General features: G+C 66.2%; 21 protein-coding genes. 19 read left to right on the top strand and 2 right to left on the bottom strand.

Translation table 11 applies throughout. The features are described from left to right. Window positions 1-13: 13 nt before the first annotated feature. The 3 genes from ACSFA8_RS20555 (at window position 14) to ACSFA8_RS20545 (ending at window position 2,898) form a co-directional block, all read left to right on the top strand. Window positions 14-337: a ComEC/Rec2 family competence protein gene (locus ACSFA8_RS20555; protein ID WP_435481330.1), complete on the top strand. Its 324-nt coding sequence runs from the start codon at window positions 14-16 to the stop codon at window positions 335-337. Window positions 338-414: 77 nt separating this feature from the next. Further along, window positions 415-1,923, top strand: a complete 1,509-nt coding sequence (locus ACSFA8_RS20550; protein WP_435481329.1) for a circularly permuted type 2 ATP-grasp protein — start codon at window positions 415-417, stop codon at window positions 1,921-1,923. A gap of 18 nt (window positions 1,924-1,941) precedes the next feature. Further along, a complete protein-coding gene (locus ACSFA8_RS20545) occupies window positions 1,942-2,898 on the top strand; it encodes an alpha-E domain-containing protein (RefSeq protein WP_435481328.1) in 957 nt (318 codons plus the stop codon). A 367-nt stretch (window positions 2,899-3,265) separates the two neighbouring features. Here the strand turns inward: ACSFA8_RS20545 and glpK are convergent, their stop codons facing one another. Next, window positions 3,266-4,759 (bottom strand): glycerol kinase GlpK, encoded by a 1,494-nt coding sequence (gene glpK / locus ACSFA8_RS20540; RefSeq protein WP_435481327.1) that lies wholly within the window; start codon window positions 4,757-4,759, stop codon window positions 3,266-3,268. A gap of 10 nt (window positions 4,760-4,769) precedes the next feature. Further along, window positions 4,770-5,546: a DeoR/GlpR family DNA-binding transcription regulator gene (locus tag ACSFA8_RS20535; protein ID WP_435481326.1), complete on the bottom strand. Its 777-nt coding sequence runs from the start codon at window positions 5,544-5,546 to the stop codon at window positions 4,770-4,772. Window positions 5,547-5,715: 169 nt separating this feature from the next. Here ACSFA8_RS20535 and glpD point away from each other — a divergent pair, with 169 nt between their 5' ends. The 16 genes from glpD (at window position 5,716) to ACSFA8_RS20455 (ending at window position 20,996) form a co-directional block, all read left to right on the top strand. Continuing rightward, window positions 5,716-7,287, top strand: coding sequence for a glycerol-3-phosphate dehydrogenase (glpD, locus tag ACSFA8_RS20530; protein ID WP_435481325.1), 1,572 nt, complete (start codon window positions 5,716-5,718; stop codon window positions 7,285-7,287). Then, window positions 7,278-8,351: an ABC transporter ATP-binding protein gene (locus ACSFA8_RS20525; RefSeq protein ID WP_435481324.1), complete on the top strand. Its 1,074-nt coding sequence runs from the start codon at window positions 7,278-7,280 to the stop codon at window positions 8,349-8,351. The genes glpD and ACSFA8_RS20525 overlap by 10 nt, the downstream gene beginning before the upstream one ends. Before the next feature lie 8 nt (window positions 8,352-8,359). Further along, complete coding sequence (locus tag ACSFA8_RS20520) at window positions 8,360-9,430, top strand: ABC transporter ATP-binding protein (RefSeq protein ID WP_435481323.1); 1,071 nt, start codon at window positions 8,360-8,362, stop codon at window positions 9,428-9,430. Then, a complete protein-coding gene (locus ACSFA8_RS20515; RefSeq protein ID WP_435481322.1) occupies window positions 9,427-10,317 on the top strand; it encodes a carbohydrate ABC transporter permease in 891 nt (296 codons plus the stop codon). Before ACSFA8_RS20520 ends, ACSFA8_RS20515 begins: the two co-directional genes overlap by 4 nt. Then, a complete protein-coding gene (locus ACSFA8_RS20510) occupies window positions 10,314-11,126 on the top strand; it encodes a carbohydrate ABC transporter permease (protein WP_435481321.1) in 813 nt (270 codons plus the stop codon). The genes ACSFA8_RS20515 and ACSFA8_RS20510 overlap by 4 nt, the downstream gene beginning before the upstream one ends. Window positions 11,127-11,253: 127 nt before the next feature. After that, the gene (locus tag ACSFA8_RS20505; RefSeq protein WP_435481320.1) at window positions 11,254-11,562 is read left to right on the top strand and encodes a DUF2160 domain-containing protein; all 309 of its coding nucleotides are present in this window, start codon (window positions 11,254-11,256) and stop codon (window positions 11,560-11,562) included. 86 nt (window positions 11,563-11,648) lie between these two features. Further along, a complete protein-coding gene (locus tag ACSFA8_RS20500) occupies window positions 11,649-13,499 on the top strand; it encodes an ABC transporter substrate-binding protein (RefSeq protein WP_435481319.1) in 1,851 nt (616 codons plus the stop codon). Window positions 13,500-13,638: 139 nt separating this feature from the next. Further along, on the top strand, window positions 13,639-14,595 hold the full coding sequence (locus ACSFA8_RS20495) for a dialkylrecorsinol condensing enzyme (protein ID WP_435481318.1): 957 nt from the start codon (window positions 13,639-13,641) through the stop codon (window positions 14,593-14,595). After that, a complete protein-coding gene (locus ACSFA8_RS20490; RefSeq protein ID WP_435481317.1) occupies window positions 14,585-15,718 on the top strand; it encodes a beta-ketoacyl-ACP synthase III in 1,134 nt (377 codons plus the stop codon). The genes ACSFA8_RS20495 and ACSFA8_RS20490 overlap by 11 nt, the downstream gene beginning before the upstream one ends. Before the next feature lie 2 nt (window positions 15,719-15,720). Continuing rightward, a complete protein-coding gene (locus ACSFA8_RS20485) occupies window positions 15,721-16,116 on the top strand; it encodes a DarG family dialkylresorcinol biosynthesis protein (RefSeq protein ID WP_435481316.1) in 396 nt (131 codons plus the stop codon). Further along, window positions 16,113-17,093 carry a BtrH-related acyltransferase DarH gene (gene darH / locus ACSFA8_RS20480; RefSeq protein WP_435481315.1) on the top strand — a complete coding sequence of 327 codons (981 nt, stop codon included), beginning with the start codon at window positions 16,113-16,115 and terminating at the stop codon, window positions 17,091-17,093. The genes ACSFA8_RS20485 and darH overlap by 4 nt, the downstream gene beginning before the upstream one ends. Window positions 17,094-17,100: 7 nt before the next feature. Beyond that, a complete protein-coding gene (locus ACSFA8_RS20475) occupies window positions 17,101-18,015 on the top strand; it encodes an ABC transporter ATP-binding protein (RefSeq protein WP_435481314.1) in 915 nt (304 codons plus the stop codon). 2 nt (window positions 18,016-18,017) lie between these two features. Continuing rightward, a complete protein-coding gene (locus ACSFA8_RS20470) occupies window positions 18,018-19,175 on the top strand; it encodes an ABC transporter permease (RefSeq protein WP_435481313.1) in 1,158 nt (385 codons plus the stop codon). Further along, window positions 19,172-19,438, top strand: a complete 267-nt coding sequence (locus tag ACSFA8_RS20465) for an acyl carrier protein (protein WP_435481312.1) — start codon at window positions 19,172-19,174, stop codon at window positions 19,436-19,438. The genes ACSFA8_RS20470 and ACSFA8_RS20465 overlap by 4 nt, the downstream gene beginning before the upstream one ends. Then, window positions 19,435-20,496, top strand: coding sequence for a beta-ketoacyl synthase N-terminal-like domain-containing protein (locus tag ACSFA8_RS20460; protein WP_435481311.1), 1,062 nt, complete (start codon window positions 19,435-19,437; stop codon window positions 20,494-20,496). Before ACSFA8_RS20465 ends, ACSFA8_RS20460 begins: the two co-directional genes overlap by 4 nt. Continuing rightward, window positions 20,493-20,996, top strand: a complete 504-nt coding sequence (locus tag ACSFA8_RS20455; protein WP_435481310.1) for a hypothetical protein — start codon at window positions 20,493-20,495, stop codon at window positions 20,994-20,996. The genes ACSFA8_RS20460 and ACSFA8_RS20455 overlap by 4 nt, the downstream gene beginning before the upstream one ends. Window positions 20,997-21,250: the final 254 nt, after the last annotated feature.

Genomic DNA, 21,250 nt, shown 5'->3' with positions numbered 1-21,250 from the left:
ACTGTATCCCGCTTTGTCGCACACAGCGTCAACCAGTGGCAGGAATGGCGCTCTTTCCACTCAATTCCGCCAACTGAGTCCACACCACGGCAGCAAGACCTCGTCGACCGCAGCGCTGATCGATGCGGTCAAGCCGCGCATCGCGGTCGTGCAAGCCGGCTATCGCAACCGGTTCGGCCACCCGGCCGACGAGGTCACTCAACGCTATCGCGAGCGTGGCATCCCGGTGGTCGATTCGGCGCATTGCGGTGCCATGTGGTGGCACAGTAGGGCGCCGGACGCGTGGCGGTGCGAGCGTTCGGCGGCGCTGCGCTATTGGCACCACCGGGCGCCGTGAGCGCGAAATTCAGGGCGGGTCGGGACGAGGATTGGCCTCGAACTTGCTAAGCTATGGCGAAGGAGATTGGTCGTTCTATGCATAAATTCGACGAGATGTACGAGAAGCTGCCCTACGCAGGCGCGGCGATCCGGAGCCACTACCAGCGCTACGACCAATGGCTCGCGAAGCAACCCGGCGAGGTGATGCGTGCGCGGCGCGAAGAGGCGGAAATGATCTTTCGCCGGGTTGGCATCACCTTCGCGGTGTATGGCGCCAAGGACGAGGACGGCTCGGGCACCGAGCGCCTCATCCCGTTCGACCTGCTGCCGCGGATCATTCCCGCGCACGAGTGGGCCGAGATGGAAAAAGGCCTGGTGCAGCGCGTGAATGCGCTCAACCGCTTCATCTACGACGTCTATCACGACCAGGACATCGTCAAGGCCGGCATCATTCCGGCCGAGCAGATCAACAACAACGCGCAGTTCCGCCCCGAGATGATCGGCGTGAGCGTGCCGAACAACGTCTATTCCAGCATCGCGGGCATCGACATCATCCGTGCCCCGGACAGCAACGGCAATGGCGAGTACTACGTGCTCGAAGACAACCTGCGGGTGCCGAGCGGCGTGAGCTACATGCTCGAAAACCGCAAGATGATGATGCGGTTGTTCCCCGACCTGTTCAACCAGAACCGGGTGGCGCCGGTCGCGCACTACCCCGACCTGCTGCTCGAAACGCTGCGCGCCATCGCGCCGCCGGCCACGGCCGAGCCCACCGTGGTGGTGCTCACGCCCGGCATGTACAACAGCGCCTACTTCGAGCATGCCTTCCTCGCGCAGCAGATGGGCGTGGAACTGGTCGAGGGCCAGGACTTGTTCGTCAAGGACGACTTCGTTTACATGCGCACCACGCGCGGCCCGAAGCGCGTCGACGTGATCTACCGCCGCGTGGACGACGACTTCCTCGACCCCGAGGTGTTCCGCCCGACCTCGACACTCGGTTGCGCCGGCCTGATGCGCGCCTACCGCGCCGGCAATGTCGCGATCTCGAACGCGGTCGGCACCGGCGTGGCCGACGACAAGTCGATCTACCCCTATGTGCCCAAAATGATCGAGTTCTACCTCGGCGAGAAGCCGATCCTGAAGAACGTGCCGACCCACATGTGCCGCAACAAGGACGAGCTCGATTACGTCGTTGCCAACATGAAGGATCTGGTCGTCAAGGAGGTGCATGGTGCCGGCGGCTACGGCATGCTGATCGGCCCGGCCTCGACCCAGGCCGAGATCGAGGATTTCAAGAAGGCCGTGCTGGCCAAGCCCGACGGCTACATCGCGCAGCCGACGCTGAGCCTGTCGACTTCGCCGACCTTCGTCGATGCCGGCATCGCGCCGCGCCACATCGACCTGCGGCCCTTCGTGCTGTCCGGCAAGGAGGTGCAGATGGTGCCGGGCGGCCTCACGCGCGTGGCGCTGAAGGAAGGCTCGCTGATCGTCAACTCGTCGCAAGGTGGCGGCACCAAGGACACCTGGGTGCTCGAAGCCGACCGGCGCTCGGCGATCAAGCCGACCGCAGCCACTTCATCGCAGTCGCAAACCCAATCGGCATAACAACAGGGAGCCACCGAGATGCTGTCACGCACCGCCGACCACCTCTACTGGATGTCGCGCTACACCGAGCGCGCGGAAAACACGGCGCGCATGCTCGACGTCAACTACCAGACGTCGCTGCTGCCGCAATCGGCCGAAGTGGCCAAGTACGGCTGGCAGGGCCTGCTGTCGATCAGCGAACTGCTACCGTCGTACAACAAGAAGCACGACCAGATCCTGCCCAACGAGGTGATGGAGTTCATGGTGAAGGACGAGGATAACCCCTCGTCGATCCTGTCGTGCCTGCGGGCCGCACGTGAGAACGCACGCGCGGTGCGCGGCGCGCTCACCACCGAGGCCTGGGAAACGCAGAACACCACCTGGCTCGAAGTCAACCGCATGCTGCGCGCCGGTGAGTTCGAGCGCGACCCGGCGCAGTTCTTCGAGTGGGTCAAGTTCCGCTCGCACCTGTCGCGCGGCGTCACGCTCGGCACCATGCTGCAGGACGAGGCGTTCTATTTCTCGCGCCTCGGCACTTTCCTGGAACGCGCCGACAACACCGCGCGGCTGGTCGACGTGAAGTTCCATGCGCTCAACAGCGAGTTCTTCGGCGCCGCCACCGAGGAAGACCAGGAATACGACTTCTATCACTGGAGCGCGATCCTGCGCAGCGTCTCGGCCTTCGAGGTCTATCGCAAGGTCTACCGCGACGTGATCAAGCCTGAGCGCGTGGCCGAACTGCTGATCCTGCGCGCCGACATGCCGCGTTCGCTGCATGCGAGCCTGCACGAAGTGGTCAGCAACCTGGCCAAGGTTGCCAACGACCAGAGCGCCGAAACGCAACGCCGCGCCGGCAAGCTGCTGGCCGACCTGCAGTACGCACGCGTCGACGAGATCCTCGCGACCGGGCTGCATGCCTATCTGACGCAGTTCCTCGACAGGGTGAATGAAATCGGTGGACGCATCAGCCAGGACTTCCTGGTGCCGGCGCATTAGGGTTTCGCCTCCAGTCTTCGCGCACTTCTCTTGACGGTTCGGGGTAGGCCGCTGGCGGCGGGTGGTCCCTTCCGCGAATGTCCCGCGGCCTGCGGCCTCCTCCTTTATTTCGCTGCAGGGGCCACCCGCCGCCAGCGGCCTTGGGCGCGCTCTGCTTGATCAGCGCGAAACGGTCACGCCGCGTCCAGGGTCAGGGCGGTGGGGCACGCTGCGCAGCGAAATAAAGGAGGAGGGCGAAGCCCGGGGGACATTCGCGGAGCAGCGTGCCCCGCCGCCCTGAGCCCGCCCGGAACCTCGGCGCCCCTGATCCCACCCCGGAACCTCAGCGCTCAAATCAAACGTCGGACGCTGCGAACGCAAGACCGTATCAAGCAGTCGTGGCTTGGCGGACGGCCCGCTCCCATCGCGCCATCGACTCCTCCGCCTGGGCGCGGCCCATGGTCGGAATGAAGCGGCGCTGCACCCGCCACTGTTTCGACAACTGTTCCGTGCTTTCGTAGATGCCGCTCGATAGGCCTGCGAGATAGGCGGCACCGAGCGCGGTGGTTTCGATCACTTCGGGCCGCACCACCGGGATGCCCAGCAGGTCGGCCTGGAACTGCATGAGCAGGTCGTTGACGCAGGCGCCACCGTCGACGCGCAGTTCGGCCACGGGCTTGCCGCCGGCCGCTACGGCGTCGCGGCTCATGGCCTGCAGCAATGCGGCACTCTGGTAGGCGATGCTTTCCAGCGCGGCCCGTGCGATGTGCGCGACCGTGGTGCCACGCGTGAGGCCGGTGATGGTGCCGCGCGCATCGGCATTCCAGTAGGGCGCACCCAGGCCGGTGAAGGCGGGCACCATCATCACGCCACCGGCATCGGGCACGCTCTCGGCCAGCCCCTGCACCTGGGCGCTGCCCTGGATCGCCTTGAGGCCGTCGCGCAACCACTGCACCACGGCGCCACCGACGAACACGCTGCCCTCCATTGCGTACTGCGGCTGGGCGCTGGTTTGTGCGGCGCTGGTCACGAGCAGACCGTTGTGCGAAGGCTGGAACGCGTCGCCGGTGTGCATCAGGAGAAAGCAGCCAGTGCCGTAGGTGTTCTTGGCCATGCCAGCCTGGAAGCAGGCCTGGCCGAACAGGGCGCTTTGCTGGTCGCCCGCGACGCCGCCGATCGGGATGGCGCGGCCGAGCAGTTGCGCATCGACGTCGGCGAAATGTGCGCTCGAGGGCTTCACGTCGGGCATCAGCGCGGCGGGAATGTCGAGCGCCTTCAGCAGGTTGGCATCCCAGGCGTTGTCGTGCACGTTGAACAGCATCGTGCGCGACGCATTGCTCACGTCGGTGACATGCACCTTGCCGCCGGTCAACTGCCAGATGAGCCAGCTGTCGATCGTGCCGAACGCGAGCTCGCCGCCTTCGGCCGCGGCACGCGCGCCCGGCACGTTGTCGAGCAGCCAGCGCAGCTTGGTGCCGGAGAAGTAGGCGTCGATGACGAGGCCGGTCTTGTCGCGGATGATGTCGGCCATGCCCTCTTCGCGCAGTTGCGCACACATCGGTTCGGCGCGCCGGTCCTGCCAGACGATCGCGTTGTGCACTGGCTCGCCGGTCTTGCGGTTCCACAGCACGGTGGTCTCGCGCTGGTTGGTGATGCCGATGGCATGGATGTCCCGGGCTTCGAGCTTCGCCTTCTGAAGCACTTCGCGCGCAGTGGCCAACTGGCTCTTCCAGATCTCGCGCGGGTCGTGCTCGACCCAGCCCGGTTGCGGATAGATCTGCGTCAGCTCGCGCTGGGCCATCGCGACGATGCGGCCCTCGCGGTCGAACACGATGCTGCGCGAACTCGAAGTGCCCTGGTCCAGGGCCAGCAGATAGGTCATTGGGACCTCGTCACAAGGGATTGTCGGGAGCGATGTCGCAACGCACCTGTGCGCGGGCGAGCAACTCGGGGAAGGGCGGCGGTGGCGGCGCGTCGGTGAAGAGCCGGTCGATCTGCGAGAGGTTGCCGAGCTCGATCATGGCCGGCCGGTTGAACTTGCTCGCGTCGGCCGCGAGCCAGACCTCGCGCGCCTGCGCAATGATGGTCTGCGCCACCTTCACTTCACGCAGGTCGAAGTCGCGCAGCGAGCCATCGGACTCGATGCTCGAGACGCCGATGAGCGCGATGTCGACCTTGAACTGGCGGATGAAGTCGATCGTTGCTTCGCCCACGATGGCGCGGTCGCGCGGCCGCACCGAGCCGCCGGCCACGATCACTTCGCAGTGGGGGTTGTCGCTGAGGATCGCCGCGACATTGAGGTTGTTGGTGATGATGCGCAAGCCGGTGTGGCGCAGTAGCGCCTTCGCAATGGCCTCGGTCGTGGTGCCGATGTTGAGGATCAGCGAGCAGTTGTTCGGCACCTGCGCCGCCACGGCGCGCGCGATGCGCGCCTTGCCCTCCGCGTTCAGCGTTTCGCGCTGCTGGTAGCCGATGTTCTCGGTGGTGGAAGTCGGCACGCGCACGCCGCCGTGAAAGCGCGTCAGCAAGCCCTCGTCGGCCAGTCGCTGGACGTCACGGCGCACAGTCTGCAGCGTCACGCCCAGCATCTCCGCCAGCTGCTCGACCGTGACCGCGCCGCGTGCGCGCACCGTATCGAGCAGGTTGATCTGGCGGGGATTGGAGTTCACGGAAACGGATGGAAAGAGCGGAGGAGGCACTTTAGGGCGAAAGTAAACGAACATGACTAAGGGTTAACTCCGAGGAAAATCGCGCAGTAAGGAACCAAAATGAACACACACGAAAGTGTCGCGCTTGTCCATCGTGAACAAAGTCACAGTCCCCTTGATTACCCCTGCCGTGAGCGCCATCCTGTCCCCCGAGCCTGTTTCCGAGATCGACTGCGACGTGCTGATCGTCGGCGGCGGCATCAATGGCTGCGGCATTGCGCGCGACCTGGCCGGGCGCGGCTGGCGGGTGGTGCTGTGCGAGAAGGACGATCTTGCCTCGCACACTTCGTCGTCTTCGACCAAGCTGATCCATGGCGGCCTGCGCTACCTCGAGTACTACGAGTTCTCGCTGGTGCGCAAGGCCTTGCAGGAGCGCGAGGTCCTGCTGCGGAGCGCGCCGCACATCATGTGGCCGCTGCGGTTCGTGATGCCGCACGACCCCTCGATGCGCCCGGCCTGGATGATCCGCATCGGCCTGTTCATGTACGACCACCTTGCCAGGCGCGAAGTACTGCCGGGTTCGCGCACGGTCGACCTGCACCGGCATGCGGCCGGCGCGCCGCTCAAGAAAAGCTACCGGCGCGGCTTCGTGTATTCCGACGGCTGGGTGGACGATGCGCGCCTGGTGGTGCTGAACGCGCTCGATGCGCGCGAGCGCGGCGCGCAGGTTTTCACGCGCACCCGGTGCGTTGCCGCGCAGCGCGGCAGCGAGGGATGGGTCGCCACGCTCGAAGGGCCGCAGGGCATGCGCACCGTGCGCGCACGCGCTGTGGTCAACGCGGCGGGCCCCTGGGCCGAATCGTTCCTGCGCAGCGTGGCGCGCTCGGCGCATGGCGAGATGCTGGCCAAGAAGAGCCTGCGACTGGTCAAGGGCAGCCACATCGTGGTGCCGCGCCTGTTCGAGCACGACCACGCCTACATTTTCCAGAACCCCGATAAGCGGATCATCTTCGCGATTCCGTACCAGGACGCGTTCACGCTGATCGGCACCACCGACATCGAGATCGCGGGCGACGAGCCCGGCGCGGCGCGCATCGGCGACGACGAGATCGCCTACCTCTGCACCCAGGCCAGCCGCTATTTCGAGAAACCGATCATGCCGGCCGACGTGGTGTGGACATATTCCGGCGTGCGGCCGCTGCTCGACGACGCCTCGGGCGACCCTTCAGCCGTCACGCGCGACTACCTGCTCGAACCCAATACCGAAGCCGCACCGCTGATGTCGGTATGGGGGGGCAAGATCACCACCTTCCGCAAGCTGGCGGAAGACGCGGCCGACGAGGTGGGTCGCATGCTGGGCGAGACCCGTGCAGCCTGGACCGACGGCGCTTTCCTGGCCGGCGGCGACCTGTCGGCGTGGATCGGCGCAGCCAGGCGGCCCGATGAGGATTTCGAGCGCTTCGTCGTCGCCGTACAGAAACGGTACGTCTGGCTGCCTGCCGCGCTGGTGCGCCGGCTGGCGCGCGGCTATGGTGCACGGGTCGAACTCGTGCTCGGCGACGCGGCATCAATGGCCGATCTCGGCGCCGAGGTGGCGCCGGGTCTTTTCGAGCGCGAACTGCGCTATTTGCAATCCGGTGAATGGGCGATGACGGCGCACGATGTGCTGTGGCGCCGGTCCAAGCTCGGGTTGCACTGCAGCGCGGCGGAACGCGCGCAGGTCGAGGCCTGGTTTCAGGCGGAGGGGAGTGCATGCAACTGACACTGGAGCGCGTCACCAAGAAGGTCGGCGCGCAGACCTGGCTCTACGAGCAGAGCATCGCGCCGAAGACCGGTGCGGTCACGGTGCTGCTCGGCGCCACGCAGGCCGGCAAAACCAGCCTGATGCGCCTGATGGCCGGGCTCGACACGCCGAGCACGGGCCGGGTCGTGGTCAACGGCAAGGATGTCACCGGCATGGCGGTGCGCGAGCGCAACGTGGCCATGGTTTACCAGCAGTTCATCAACTATCCCTCGCTCAAGGTGGCTGACAACATTGCCTCGCCGCTCAAGCTGCGCGGCGAGCCGAATATTGATGCGCGCGTCAAGGCGCTCGCCGACAAGCTGCACATCGGCATGTTTCTCGACCGCTATCCGCAGGAACTGTCGGGCGGCCAGCAGCAGCGCGTGGCGCTTGCGCGGGCGCTGGCCAAGAACGCACCGCTGATGCTGCTGGACGAACCCCTGGTCAACCTCGACTACAAGCTGCGCGAAGGCTTGCGCGAAGAACTGACGCAACTGTTTGCCAGTGGCGACTCGACCGTGATCTACGCCACTACCGAGCCTGGCGAGGCGTTGCTGCTCGGCGGCTACACCGCCGTAATGGATGCCGGCGAACTGCTGCAGTACGGCCCGACCGCCGAGGTCTTCCATGCGCCGCAATCGTTGCGCGTGGCGCGAGCCTTCAGCGATCCGCCGATGAACCTGCTGGCAGGCCGCGCCGTGGCCGGCGGCGTGCAGCTCGAAGGCGGGCCGATGCTGCCGCTGGCGCTGCCGGCCGGCAACGACGGCAAGCTCACGGTCGGCCTGCGTGCGAGCGCGCTGAACGTCGACGCGGGGCAGGGCGACGTCGCGCTGTCCGGCAAGGTGGAACTGGCCGAGATCTCCGGCTCCGACACGTTCGTGCACGTGCACACGGTGGTCGGCGAACTGGTGGCGCAACTCACCGGCGTGCACCGGCTGGAGCTCGGCGAGGCGATCACCCTTTACTTCAGCGCCACACAGGCCTATGTGTTCGACGCGAGCGACCAGCTGGCCGTCGCGCCCGCCTGGCGCAAGACGCCCTGAGGAACGCCATGTCACGCATTGACCTCGATCTCGCGCACGCCTACCGTGCCAACCCCACGCAGGAAAGCGACTACGCGTTGCTGCCGCTGAAGATGAGCTTCCGCGACGGCGGCGCCTACGCGCTGCTCGGGCCCTCGGGCTGCGGCAAGACCACCATGCTCAACATCATTTCGGGCTTGCTGGTGCCGTCGCAGGGCACGGTGACCTTCGACGGCCGCGACATGACGCACGCCACGCCGCAGGAGCGCAACATCGCCCAGGTGTTCCAGTTTCCAGTGATCTACGACACCATGACGGTGGCCGAGAACCTGGCGTTTCCGCTGCGCAACCGCAAGGTGCCGGCCGACCAGATCAAGAAGCGTGTCGGCGAGATCGCCGAGATGCTCGACATGAGCGGCCAGCTCAACCAGCGTGCAGCCGGCCTCGCGGCCGATGCCAAGCAGAAGATTTCCCTGGGCCGTGGGTTGGTGCGCAGCGACGTGTCGGCGGTACTGTTCGACGAGCCGCTCACGGTGATCGACCCGCACCTCAAGTGGCAACTGCGGCGCAAGCTCAAGCAGATCCACCGCGAACTCAAGCTCACGCTGATCTACGTCACGCACGACCAGGTCGAGGCGCTCACCTTTGCCGAAGAGGTCGTGGTCATGACGCGCGGCAAGGCGGTGCAGGTCGGCAGTGCCGAAGCGCTGTTCGAGCGGCCGGCCCACACCTTCGTCGGCCATTTCATCGGCTCGCCGGGCATGAACTTCATGGCGGCGCAAAGCCATGCCGGCAGCCTGGAAGTGGCGGGCACCCAACTGCGGCTGGCGCGCAGCCTGCCCGAAGGCGCGCTCAAGCTCGGCATCCGGCCCGAATACGTCAGGCTCGCTGCGCCCCATTCGGCGGGCGCGGTGCCGGCCACGGTGACGCTGCTGCAGGACGTCGGCACGCACCAGATGCTGAGCGCCAAGGCCGGTGACGGCGTGCTCAAGGTTCGACTGCATTCCGACGTGGTGGTGCCCGCTGTCGGCGAGACGGTGTGGCTGCAGGTGCTGGACACGCACACCTGCTACTACCAAAACGAGGAGCTGGTCGCATGAGCACGACAACCAAACCCATCAACCAGAAAGCCTGGTTTCTCGTTCTGCCGGTGCTGATCTGCGTCGCTTTCTCGGCCATCGTGCCGCTGATGACGGTGGTCAACTATTCGGTGCAGGACATCATCTCGCCCGAACGGCGCGTGTTCGTCGGCACCGAATGGTTCGCGGCGGTGATGCGCGACGGAGAGCTGCATTCGGCGCTGTATCGCCAGCTAGGCTTCTCGTTTGCGGTGCTGGCGGTGGAGATTCCGCTCGGCATCATGCTCGCGCTGTCGATGCCGGCCGCAGGCTGGAAGGCATCGGCGGTGCTCGTGATCGTCGCGCTCTCGCTGCTCATACCGTGGAACGTGGTCGGCACGATCTGGCAGATCTACGGCCGCGCCGACATCGGCCTGCTGGGCTACACGCTGCAGAAAATGGGCATCGAGTACAGCTACACCGGCAATGCCACCGACGCCTGGCTGACGGTGCTTGTGATGGATGTGTGGCACTGGACACCACTGGTGGCGCTGCTGTGCTACGCCGGCCTGCGCTCGATTCCCGACGCCTACTACCAGGCCGCGCGTATCGATGGCGCGAGCAAGCTCGCGGTGTTCCGCTTCATCCAGCTGCCCAAGATGCGTGGCGTGCTGATGATCGCGGTGCTGCTGCGCTTCATGGACAGCTTCATGATCTACACCGAGCCTTTCGTGCTGACCGGCGGCGGCCCCGGCAACGCCACCACCTTCCTGAGCCAGTACCTCACGCAGAAGGCAGTCGGGCAGTTCGACCTGGGCCCGGCTGCCGCCTTCTCGCTGATTTATTTCCTGATCATCCTGCTGCTGTGCTTCATCCTCTACAACTGGATGCAGCGCGTGGGCACCCAAGAAGTGGAGGTGGAGCAATGAACGACAAACGCTTCCAGAAGCGCAGCATCTTCCTGCTGCTCTACATCCTGTTTGCTCTGTTGCCCATCTACTGGATGATCAACATGAGCTTCAAGACCAACGAGGAGATCCTGTCGAGCTTCTCGTTCTTTCCGCAGCACTTCACCTGGGCGAACTACGCACGCATCTTCACCGACGAGAGCTGGTATTCGGGCTACATCAACAGCCTGATCTATGTCGGCATCAACACGGTGATCTCGCTCACCGTGGCGCTGCCCGCGGCATATGCGTTTTCGCGCTACTCGTTCCTTGGCGACAAGCATGTGTTCTTCTGGTTGCTGACCAACCGCATGACGCCGCCCGCGGTGTTTTTGCTGCCGTTCTTCCAGCTCTACACGACCGTGGGCCTGATGGACACGCACCTCGGCGTGGCGTTGGCGCACCTGCTGTTCAACGTGCCACTGGCGGTGTGGATCCTGGAAGGCTTCATGAGCGGCATCCCGCGCGAGATCGACGAGACGGCATACATCGACGGCTATTCGTTCCCGCGTTTCTTCCTCACGATCTTCCTGCCGCTGATCAAGGCCGGCGTCGGCGTGGCGGCGTTCTTCTGCTTCATGTTCAGCTGGGTCGAGCTGCTGCTGGCACGCACGCTCACCAGCGTCAACGCCAAGCCGATCGTTGCCACGATGACGCGCACCGTGAGTGCCTCGGGCATGGACTGGGCGACGCTGGCGGCGGCCGGGGTGCTGACCATCGTGCCGGGCGCGATCGTGATCTGGTTTGTGCGGCACTACATCGCGAAGGGTTTCGCGATGGGCAGAGTCTGATGAACACCCCCAGTCTTCGCGCACTTCGTGTCGCTTCGCCAACCCCCTTGCAGGGGGCAACACCAGCGGCCCGGCAAAGCCGGTTCCGCGGTATTCCCCGAGCAATCCAAATAGGAGCAAGTTGAACATGTTCGAATGGATGGTCTGGACGACGCCGGTGGCCGTGTTCTTCACGTGCATCGGCCTGATGCTGGTCGGCATGACGGTGTGGGAGTTCAAGTCGCCCACCGTGATGCGAAAGGGCTGGCTGCCGATAGAAACCACGCGTGGCGACCGCCTCTTCATCGGGCTGCTCGCGGCCGCTTACGTAAATCTGGTCTTCATCGGCCTCGCGGGCAAGTTCCAGGAGTGGATGGGCCTGGCGGCAGAGCCGTCGATCTGGGTGAGTTTCGTGCTGTCGATGGTCGTTTTGGCCTTGACTATGCGCAAGGGCTGAACGAAGGTTCCAAGCTGTCCGGCTCTCCGCATCCCCGGAGCCGAGATCTGACAAACCGGGGACGCAACAACCGAGGAGACGAGTTCATGAATATGCGCTACACCGCACTCGCAGCCGCTGTCGCATTGACGCTGGTGGCTTGTGGCAAGAAGGAAGAATCCGCGGCACCTGCCGCACCTGCCACGCCACCCGCGGCCACGGCGCCGGCGCCGGCGCCGGCACCTGCCGCGCCGCCGCCGGCCGCAACTGCACCGGTGGCTGCCGGATCTGTCACGTCCGAAGCGGCCAAGAAATGGATCGACAACGAGTTCCAGCCCTCCACGCTGTCGAAGGATCAGCAGGGTGCCGAACTGAAGTGGTTCGCCGATGCAGCCGCCAAGCTCAAGACTGCGGGCGTGAGCGAGATCTCGGTCGTCTCAGAGACCATCACCACGCATGAGTACGAGTCGAAGACGCTGGCCAAGGCCTTCGAGGAGATCACCGGCATCAAGGTCAAGCACGACCTGATTCAGGAAGGCGACGTGGTCGAGAAGCTGCAGACCTCGATGCAGTCGGGCAAGTCGATCTACGACGGCTGGATCTCCGACTCCGACCTGATCGGTACGCACTACCGCTACGGCAAGATCATGAACCTGACCGATTACATGGAAGGGGCGGGGAAGGAGTGGACCAATCCCGGCCTGGACGTCAAGGACTTCATCGGCACGAGCTTCACAACGGCGCCCGACAAGAAGCTCTACCAGTTGCCCGATCAGCAATTCGCCAACCTCTACTGGTTCCGCGCCGACCTGTTCGCGCGCCCCGATCTGAGGGAGAAGTTCAAGGCCAAGTACGGCTACGACCTGGGCGTGCCGCTGAACTGGAGCGCCTATGAAGACATCGCCCAGTTCTTCAGCGTCGACGTGAAGACCATCGACGGCAAGCCGATCTACGGCCACATGGACTACGGCAAGAAGGACCCGTCGTTGGGCTGGCGCTTCACCGATGCCTGGCTGTCAATGGCCGGTACCGCCGACGTGGGCATTCCGAACGGCATGCCGATCGACGAATGGGGCATCCGCGTTGGAGACGACAAGTGCACGCCGGTCGGCGCATCGGTTTCGCGCGGCGGAGCGACCAACTCGCCGGCCGCCGTCTACGCGCTCACCAAGTACATCGACTGGATGAAGAAGTACGCGCCCAAAGAGGCCACGGGCATGACTTTCGGCGAGGCCGGCCCGGTGCCCGCGCAGGGCCAGATTGCGCAGCAGATCTTCTGGTACACGGCCTTCACCGCAGACATGACCAAGAAGGGCCTGCCAGTCGTGAACGAGGACGGCACGCCCAAGTGGCGCATGGCGCCCGGCCCGAACGGCCCGTACTGGAAGCAGGGCATGCAGAACGGCTACCAGGACGTTGGTTCGTGGACCTTCTTCAGTGGCCACGATGCCAACAAGACGGCAGCTGCCTGGCTCTACGCGCAGTTCGTGACTTCGAAGAGCATCTCGCTGAAGAAGACCATCGTGGGCCTGACACCGATCCGCGAATCCGACATCCAGTCGCAAGCCATGACCGACATGGCGCCCAAGCTTGGTGGCCTTGTCGAGTTCTACCGCAGCCCCGCGCGCGTGGCGTGGACGCCGACTGGCACCAACGTGCCCGACTACCCCAAGCTCGCGCAGCTCTGGTGGAAGAACGTGGCCGAAGCCGTGACCGGGGAGAAGACGCCGCAGAAAGCCATGGACAACCTGGCCGACGAGATGGACAACGTCATGGGCCGTCTGGAACGCGCCGGCATGGCCAAGTGCCCGCCCAAGCTCAACGCCAAGAGCGATCCCAACAAGTGGCTGAGCGACCAGCAGGCGCCGTGGAAGAAGTTGGCCAACGAAAAGCCGAAGGGTGAAACCATCGACTACGACAAGCTGCTGACCGCCTGGAAGGAAGGCAAGGTGCGCTGAGGCCTGCCAGCCTTTTGCCTGCCCACGGAGGCTGCCGCATGCGAGTGCGGCAGCCTTTTTTTTGCGCTCACCTACATTTGCAGACTTTCCTCTTCCTTCTTTCTGCGCTGCCGTGACTTCCCTTTCATCGAGCACATCCGTGCCGCCGCCCAAGCGCGTACTGGCGATCCGCTACTCACAGACCGGGCAGCTCGACGCGGTCGCCGAACAGATCCTGGCCCCGCTGCGTGCCGATCCGGGCATCCACGTCCATGTGGAAACGCTGCGCCCGCTGCAGCCGCATCCGTTTCCCTGGCCGATCCTGACCTTTTTTGACGCTTTTCCCGAATCGGCCCACATGCGGCCCCCGCCGCTCGCGCCGCTTTCGCTCAAGGGCGACGAAAACTTCGATCTCGTGATCCTGCCGTACCAGGTCTGGTTTCTGGCGCCCTCGCTGCCGATCACCGCGTTCCTGCAGCATCCGGTGGCGGCACGGCTGTTGAAAGGGAAGCCGGTGGTCACCGTGATCGCCTGCCGCAACATGTGGCTGCTGGCGCACGAAAAGCTGAAAGGCTTGCTCGCAGCCACCGGCGCGCGGCTGATCGACAACGTGGTGCTGATCGATCCCGGCAACACCTTCGCCACCTTCATCACCACACCGGCCTGGCTGCTATTCGGGCGCAAGCGTGGCTTCTGGGGCATGCCGGATGCGGGCCTGAGTGCGGCGCAGATCACTGGCGCGCGCCGCTTCGGGCTGGCGCTGCGCGACGGGTTGCGCAGCGACGCCGAGCGCGGGTCGCACCCGTTGCTGGCCGGCCTCGGTGCGGTGGTGGCGCAGCCACGGCTCTACATCAGCGAGAAGGCAGGCACCCGCAGCTTCTTTCTCTGGGGCAAGCTGATCATGGCGGCCGGCAAGCCGGGCAGCTGGCAGCGCAAGCCGTTGTTGGCACTGTATGTGCTCTTCCTGTTTGCGCTCATTGTCACGGTCGTTCCCGTGAGTTTGAGCCTGCAGGCCCTGTTTCGGCCTTTGTTCAGGGGATGGCTGACTAAAATGAAAGCCCGATTCGAGCATCCATCCGGCTCGGCCACCGACCGCAGCCACCTCTATGACGATTGATGTCTTCCTGACCCGTACCGCCGCCTTCCTGCCTTTTTCCCCGGTCAGCAATGAAGAAATCGAAGACGTTCTCGGCCGCATCGGCGGCAAGGCGTCGCGCGCGCGCCGGCTCATCCTGCGCAGCAACGGCATCCTGTCGCGCCACTACGCGGTCGACCGCGCCACCGGCAAGGCGGCGATGAGCAACGCGCAACTGACGGCGCAGGCCGTCCGCGCGCTGGGCGACATCGGTGCCGTCGATTGCCTGGCCACCGGCACCTCGCTGCCGGACCAGTTGCTGCCCAATCACGCGGTGATGGTGCATGGCGAACTCGGCTGGCCGCGGCTCGAGGTGGTGTCGTGCGCCGGTGTCTGCCTGGCCGGCACGGCTGCCCTCAAGCACGCGTGGTTGTCGGTGCGTGCCGGCGATGCACGGCGCGCCGTGGCCACCGGGTCGGAACTGGTGTCGCCGTTTCTCATGGCTTCCCACTTCGAGGCCGAGCTCGAGCACAAGCTCAAAGCGCTCGAAGAGCGGCCTGAAATCGCTTTCGAGAAAGATTTCTTGCGCTGGATGCTGTCCGATGGCGCCGGTGCCGTGCTGCTGGAGCGCGCGCCGCGCGGGCCGCTGTCGCTGCGCATCGACTGGATCGATCTTTCATCGGCCGCGCACGAACTGCCGGTCTGCATGTACGCGGGTGGCGACCGCGATGCCGGCGGCGCGCTGCAAGGCTGGATGCAGACCCCACCCGACCAGTGGCAGGCGAAGTCGACCTTCGCGATCAAGCAGGACGTGCGGCTGCTCAACGAGAACATCGTGCGCGCCACGCTCGGCGAGCCGCTGCAGGAACTGATCGCGCGGCGCGGCCTGGAGGCGAGCGAGATCGACTGGTTCCTCCCACACCTGTCTTCGCACTATTTCGTGGCGCCAGTGCAGCAATGCCTGAAGGCGGTCGGGTTGCCAATTCCGCGCGAGCGCTGGTTCAGCAATCTCGCGCAAAAAGGCAACACCGGTTCGGCCTCGCCCTTCATCCTGCTCGACGAGCTGTTTCGTTCGGGGCGCATCCAGAAGGGCCACAAGCTGCTGATGTTCATACCCGAAAGCGGCCGCTTCTCGAGCGGCTTCATCCACTTGGAGGCGGTATAGCCATGGACATCGAAGCCGTTCCACAGGAAGGCAACGCCACGCTCGACGGGCATCGCAAGCTGATGTACGCGCGCGATGCGCAAGGTCGCAGCGTCACGGTCGGCTCGCGCGGCTGGGAGGCCGAAGAAATCTGCACGACCCATGCGGTCGATGCGCTGGTCGAACAGGCGCAGGCCGCGCGCGACCGCGTGGCCGCCGGCACGGCATCGCCGCTCGAATACTGGATGTACCAGCGCCGCATGGACGTGGCGCTCCTGTCGCAGACCAGCGGCTTCTGGCAGTGGCGCGTGCGACGTCATCTGCAACCTCGCAACTTCGCCGCGCTGTCGCCCAGGCAACTGGCACGCTATGCCGACGCGCTGGGCCTGTCAGTGCCAGCCCTCCAACACCTGCCATGACCTTCGAACACCAGCATGCGGCGCACTGCGAGAGCGGCGTCATCTCCAACCTGCTGCGCCACCATGGCGTGCCGATGACCGAGAGCCTGGCGTTCGGCCTCTCGTCGGCGCTGTCGTTCGCCTACCTGCCATTCATCAAGCTTTCGGGCCTGCCGCTGATTTCGTACCGCATGCCGCCCAAGTCCATCATCAAGGGCTTGCTGGCGCCGCTGGCGGCGCGCTTTCGCTTCGAGACGTTCCGCACGCCGGAGGCGGGTCAACGGCGGCTCGACGCGCTGCTCGCCGAGGGCCAGCTCGTGGGCCTGCAGACCTCGGTGTACTGGCTGCCGTACTTCCCGCCCAACATGCGCTTTCACTTCAATGCGCACAACCTGCTGGTCTACGGCAAGGAGGGTGACGACTACCTCATCAGCGATCCGGTGTTCGAGACGCCGATGCGCTGTGCCAGCGCCGACCTGTCGCGCGCGCGCTTTGCCAAGGGCGTGCTGGCGCCGAAGGGGCTGATGTACTACCCGCAGGCGATCGGGCACAAGGTCGTCGAGCCGGCCGCCATCGTCCAGGCCATCCGCAAGAACATCCGCACGATGCTGGCGCCGATTCCCATCGTCGGCGTGCGCGGCATGCGCATGCTGGCCAACAAGCTCGAGCGGCTGCCCGCGGGCGATGCGCACACCGTCGACTTCGTCGGCCACATGGTGCGCATGCAGGAAGAAATCGGTACGGGCGGCGCGGGTTTCCGGTTCATCTACGCCGCGTTCCTGCAGGAAGCCGCGCAACTCGCAGCCATGCCGCAGCTGGTAGCGTTCTCCGACCGGCTCACTGCCATCGGCGACAACTGGCGCGGCTTCGCGCTGAAGGCGGCGCGCATGGTGAAGGGCCGCGAAGCGGTGGATCCGCCTGCATTGGCGAAACTGCTGCGTGCCCAGGCCGACCAGGAAGAAGCCTTTTTTCGCGACCTGAAACGCGCCGTCGCATAAGGCGCAGATGCTCGCGCTCGAACACGTCAGCCACCGCTACCCCGGCGCTGCCAACGCCGCGCTGGACGATGTGTCGCTGACGGCGCAGCGCGGCAGCGTGCTGGGACTGCTCGGCCCCAACGGTGCCGGCAAGACCACGCTGATCTCGCACCTGTCGGGCGCGCTGGCGGTGCAGGGCGGCCGGGTGCTGATCGATGGCGAACCGCTGCAGGCGGTGCGCGCGCGCACCCCCACGCGCATCGCCGTGGCGCCGCAGGAGTACGCGTTCTATCCGATGCTCACTGTGGCCGAAAACCTGGCCTGCTTTGCGGCGGCCGGCGGACTCGGCGGCGCCCGCAAGAAGGCACGCATGGTCGCCTGCCTGCAGTTCGCGCAGCTCGAGGCCTTTGCCGGCAAGAGGGCAGAGCGTCTGTCGGGCGGCCTGAAGCGCCGGCTCAACCTGGCGATCGCCTTGCTGCCGGAGCCCGAGCTGCTGCTGTTCGACGAGCCGACGGTCGGCGTCGACCCCCAATCGCGCGCGTTCGTGCTCGATGCCATCAAGACGCTGGCGGCCGGCGGGGCCGCAGTCATCTACGCCACGCACTACATGGAAGAGATCGAGGCGATCGCCGATCGCGTTGCGATCCTCGACCAGGGCCGCCTGCTGCGCGATGGCACGCTCGACCAGCTGCTGTCCGAAGGCGCCATGGTGCTCACGCTGCGTGCCGATGGCATCGATGCGGCGCTGCTGCAGCGCTTCGGCACGGTCGAGCAGGGCGTCGACCACTGGCGCGTGCGCCTCGGCACCCACCGCCGCCCGGCCGAGGTGCTGGCGGCGCTCGACGCTGCGGGCGTGACCGTGCGGCAGGCCGAGTTCGGCCGCTACAACCTCGAGCAGCTGTTCATGGCGCTCACCCGGCGCCCGTTGCGCGACGCGGAATGACGATGTTGCCAGCACTCGTCAAGAAAGAACTGCTCGCACTCACGCGCGACGTGCATGGGCTGGCCGCGCTGTTCCTGATGCCGGTGATCTTCATCGTGCTGATGTCGCTCGCGCTCAAGGACTACTACAACCCGCCGCTGGCCGCGCTGCCCTATGCGGTCGATCAGCGCGACACCGATGAGCCCGCGCAACTGATGCTGGCCGGCTGGCGGCGCGCGCACGGCGTGCCGCAAGCCTTGCCGGCCGACTGGCAGGCAGCGTTGCGCAACGGGCAGCTCAAGTACGTGATCGTGCTGCAGGCCGGCTTGTCGGACGCGCTCCATGCGCCCGCGCTGCCGACCGCGCCGCGGGTGCAGTTGCTGGCCGAGCCGGGCATCGACGGCAACCTGTTCAATGCGCTGCGCGCCGAGCTGATCGGTGCCGCGGGCGAGGTCAAGGGCCGGTTGGAGTCTCAGGTGGCGGGAGGGCCGCCGCCACCGCCCGGCGCGTCGATCGCGGCGCTGGTGCAGGCCGAGCGCTTCACTGGCGGCGGCACGCGGCCGACCGCGGTTCAGCAGAACGTGCCTGCGTGGCTGGTGTTCGGCATGTTCTTCGTGGTGGCGTCGCTGTCCAGCCTGTTCATTCAGGAGCGGGCATCCGGCACGCTGGGGCGGCTGCGCAGCCTGGGCGTGTCGCGCGCGATGCTGCTGGCGTCCAAGGCGCTGCCCTACCTCGGTGTCAATGCGCTGCAGGCGTTGTTGATGCTGGCGGTCGGCGTGTGGCTCATGCCGTTGCTGGGAGGCGATGCGCTGTCGCTGGTCGGCATCCGCTGGGGTGCTTTGGCGCTGGCGCTGGGTGCCATCAGCCTGGCCGCCGTGAGCTTGTCGCTGGCGCTGGCTTGCGCCGTGCGCAGCCACGCGCAGGCCGCCACGGTCGGGCCCATCGTCAATGTGCTGATGGCGGCGGCCGGCGGCATCATGGTGCCCAAGTTCGTGATGCCGCCGTTCATGCAGCGCGTCGCCGAGCTGTCGCCGATGAACTGGGGCCTCGAAGCGCTTCTGACCGTGCTGCTGCGCGGCGGCGGTGTGGCCGCCACCTTGCCCGACGTGGGCCGCCTCGTCGCATTTGCGGCCACCATGCTGTTTCTGGCCGCATGGCTGTTCCGGAAGCCGACGGCATGAACGATTTGTCCGACCTGATTGCCGAGCTGAAGGCCATGGTGCTCGAAGCCGTGGAAAAAGAGGCGCCGGAAGGCGGCTTGACCGACGACGAACCGCTGTTCGGCCCCGAGGCCCGGCTCGACCTCGATTCGCTTGACGCATTGCAGGTGTCGATGGCGATCCAGCAACGCTACGGCGTGCGCATGCCCGACAGCAAGGACACGCGCCGTGCACTCACGTCCATCGCGCACCTGGCGCAACACCTGCAAGCACGCGGCCCATGAAGAAGGTCTACCTGACCGGCCGCGGGGTGGCCTGCGCGCTGGGTGCTGACCTGGCCAGTTCGCTGGCCGCTCTGCGCAGCGGCGGCGTGGCGGCCACGCCGGTCACCGTAGCCGAGGGCTTCAGCTGGCCCGTGCACACGCTGCCGGACGAGGGGGGCAGTTGGCGCGAGCGCCTGGGCCGCACCGTGCGCAGCGTGGTCGCGCAGAGCGGCGCGCTTGCAGCGCCCGGCATACCGCTGTTCGTGGCCTCGTCCTCGCTCGACGTGGGTTATGAAGAGAGCGACCACCTGTTCGCCGGCGACGTGCAGACCTTCGCCGACGTCGTCGCCGCAGCGATCGGCTGGCAGGGCCCGGTGTTCACGGTGTCGACCGCCTGCACCTCGGCCGTCAACGCGGTGCTGGCCGCAGCCGATCTCATCCGCGGCGGCGAAGTGACTCAGGCCCTGGTGCTGGGCATCGAGTTCAGCAACGCCTTTACGGTAGCGGGCTTCGGCGGCATGCAACTGCTGTCGCCCGAGCGCGCCCGCCCGTTCGGTGCGCAGCGCGACGGCCTGGTGCTGGGCGAAGCCGTGGCCGCGCTCTGGCTCGGCGCCGCGCCCGCACGCTGGCGCATTGCAGGCGGTGCCAACGTGGTGGACGGCAGCAACCCCACCGGCGCCGAAGCGGGCGCGGTGATCGCGATGTGCCGCGCAGCCCTGCGCCAGGGCGGCTTGCGCCCGGAGGACATCGATCTCGTCAAACCGCAGGCCGCCGGCAGTCCGGCCAATGACGCGATCGAAGCCGCTGCCTTGAAGCAGGTGTTCGGCGTGCTGCCGCCGCTGGTGGCGCTGAAGCAACTGATCGGCCACACGCTCGGCGCCTCTGGTGCGGCCGAGCTGGTGCTCCTCACCGCCTGCATCGAACGCGGCGCGTGGCCTGGCGCAACGCACGAAATCGACCCTGCGCTGGAACTCGCGCTGGCCTCGCAGGCGCCGGATCGGCTGCGCTACGTTCTTCTCAATGCGATCGGTTTCGGGGGCGGGCATGCGGCGCTGGTGCTGGAAGATTGCGGCGCATGAACTTCGCGCTCGAAGCGATCCCGGGTTGGCGCGTGGCCGCGCATGCCGAAGCCGATCCGCCGCCTTCGGCCTGGCGCGACGATCTCGCCACGCGCCTCGGCCAGCGACCCCGCCGCCTCGGCCTCTGGGCCGAACTCGCGCTCTACGGTGCCTGCCGCTGCCTTGATGCGGCCGGCGAGCACGCATTGCCGGCCGGTGCCCGCGTGCGCGTAGCCAGCCTGAGCGGTGCGCTGAGCGCCACGCGCGCGGGCGTCGGCCAGTTGCGCAGCGGCCTGCCGATGCCTTTCAGCTTCATGCAAAGCCAACCGGCCCTGATGCTCGCCGCGCTCGGCCAGGCGCTGGCCTGGCAGGGTGACGCGAGCTTCGTGGTCAGCCGCGACCCGCAGGCGCTGCAACGCCTGGCACTGCAGGGCGCGGGCTCCGACGGGCTGTTGATCGGCTGGGTCGAAGAAGAGGGCGAGGCACTGCGCACCGGCTGGTGGCGTCTGGTGCCGGCTTGATACGGGCTCGCATTCACAGCGTCGGACGTTGATCTGAGCGCTGAGGTTCCGGGGCAGGCTCAGGGCGGCGAGGTTCTGATGTGGGATCAGAGCCGTTCTGAGGTGTGAGCGTTGAGCGCTTTGGTTCCGGGACGAGATCAGGGCGGCGGGGCACGCTGCTCCGCGAATGTCCCCCGGCCTGCGGCCTCCTCCTGATATTGTTCCTCCCGCTCCCGAAGCGCTGAAGGGAGCCCGTCCGGTAAACCCTGTGCTCC

The sequence above is a fragment of the Variovorax nitratireducens genome, assembly GCF_051216545.1.
Lineage (GTDB): Bacteria > Pseudomonadota > Gammaproteobacteria > Burkholderiales > Burkholderiaceae_C > Variovorax.
This window is presented reverse-complemented; position numbering and strand designations above follow the sequence as displayed.

Bases quoted from the DNA above. Each gene is read 5' to 3' on its own strand.
- ACSFA8_RS20550 (WP_435481329.1), top strand. From the start codon at position 415: ATGCATAAATTCGACGAGATGTACGAGAAGCTGCCCTACGCAGGCGCG.
- ACSFA8_RS20545 (WP_435481328.1), top strand. From the start codon at position 1,942: ATGCTGTCACGCACCGCCGACCACCTCTACTGGATGTCGCGCTACACC.
- glpK (WP_435481327.1), bottom strand. From the start codon at position 4,759: ATGACCTATCTGCTGGCCCTGGACCAGGGCACTTCGAGTTCGCGCAGC.
- ACSFA8_RS20525 (WP_435481324.1), top strand. From the start codon at position 7,278: ATGCAACTGACACTGGAGCGCGTCACCAAGAAGGTCGGCGCGCAGACC.
- ACSFA8_RS20520 (WP_435481323.1), top strand. From the start codon at position 8,360: ATGTCACGCATTGACCTCGATCTCGCGCACGCCTACCGTGCCAACCCC.
- ACSFA8_RS20515 (WP_435481322.1), top strand. From the start codon at position 9,427: ATGAGCACGACAACCAAACCCATCAACCAGAAAGCCTGGTTTCTCGTT.
- ACSFA8_RS20510 (WP_435481321.1), top strand. From the start codon at position 10,314: ATGAACGACAAACGCTTCCAGAAGCGCAGCATCTTCCTGCTGCTCTAC.
- ACSFA8_RS20505 (WP_435481320.1), top strand. From the start codon at position 11,254: ATGTTCGAATGGATGGTCTGGACGACGCCGGTGGCCGTGTTCTTCACG.
- ACSFA8_RS20500 (WP_435481319.1), top strand. From the start codon at position 11,649: ATGAATATGCGCTACACCGCACTCGCAGCCGCTGTCGCATTGACGCTG.
- ACSFA8_RS20490 (WP_435481317.1), top strand. From the start codon at position 14,585: ATGACGATTGATGTCTTCCTGACCCGTACCGCCGCCTTCCTGCCTTTT.
- ACSFA8_RS20485 (WP_435481316.1), top strand. From the start codon at position 15,721: ATGGACATCGAAGCCGTTCCACAGGAAGGCAACGCCACGCTCGACGGG.
- darH (WP_435481315.1), top strand. From the start codon at position 16,113: ATGACCTTCGAACACCAGCATGCGGCGCACTGCGAGAGCGGCGTCATC.
- ACSFA8_RS20475 (WP_435481314.1), top strand. From the start codon at position 17,101: ATGCTCGCGCTCGAACACGTCAGCCACCGCTACCCCGGCGCTGCCAAC.
- ACSFA8_RS20470 (WP_435481313.1), top strand. From the start codon at position 18,018: ATGTTGCCAGCACTCGTCAAGAAAGAACTGCTCGCACTCACGCGCGAC.
- ACSFA8_RS20465 (WP_435481312.1), top strand. From the start codon at position 19,172: ATGAACGATTTGTCCGACCTGATTGCCGAGCTGAAGGCCATGGTGCTC.
- ACSFA8_RS20460 (WP_435481311.1), top strand. From the start codon at position 19,435: ATGAAGAAGGTCTACCTGACCGGCCGCGGGGTGGCCTGCGCGCTGGGT.
- ACSFA8_RS20455 (WP_435481310.1), top strand. From the start codon at position 20,493: ATGAACTTCGCGCTCGAAGCGATCCCGGGTTGGCGCGTGGCCGCGCAT.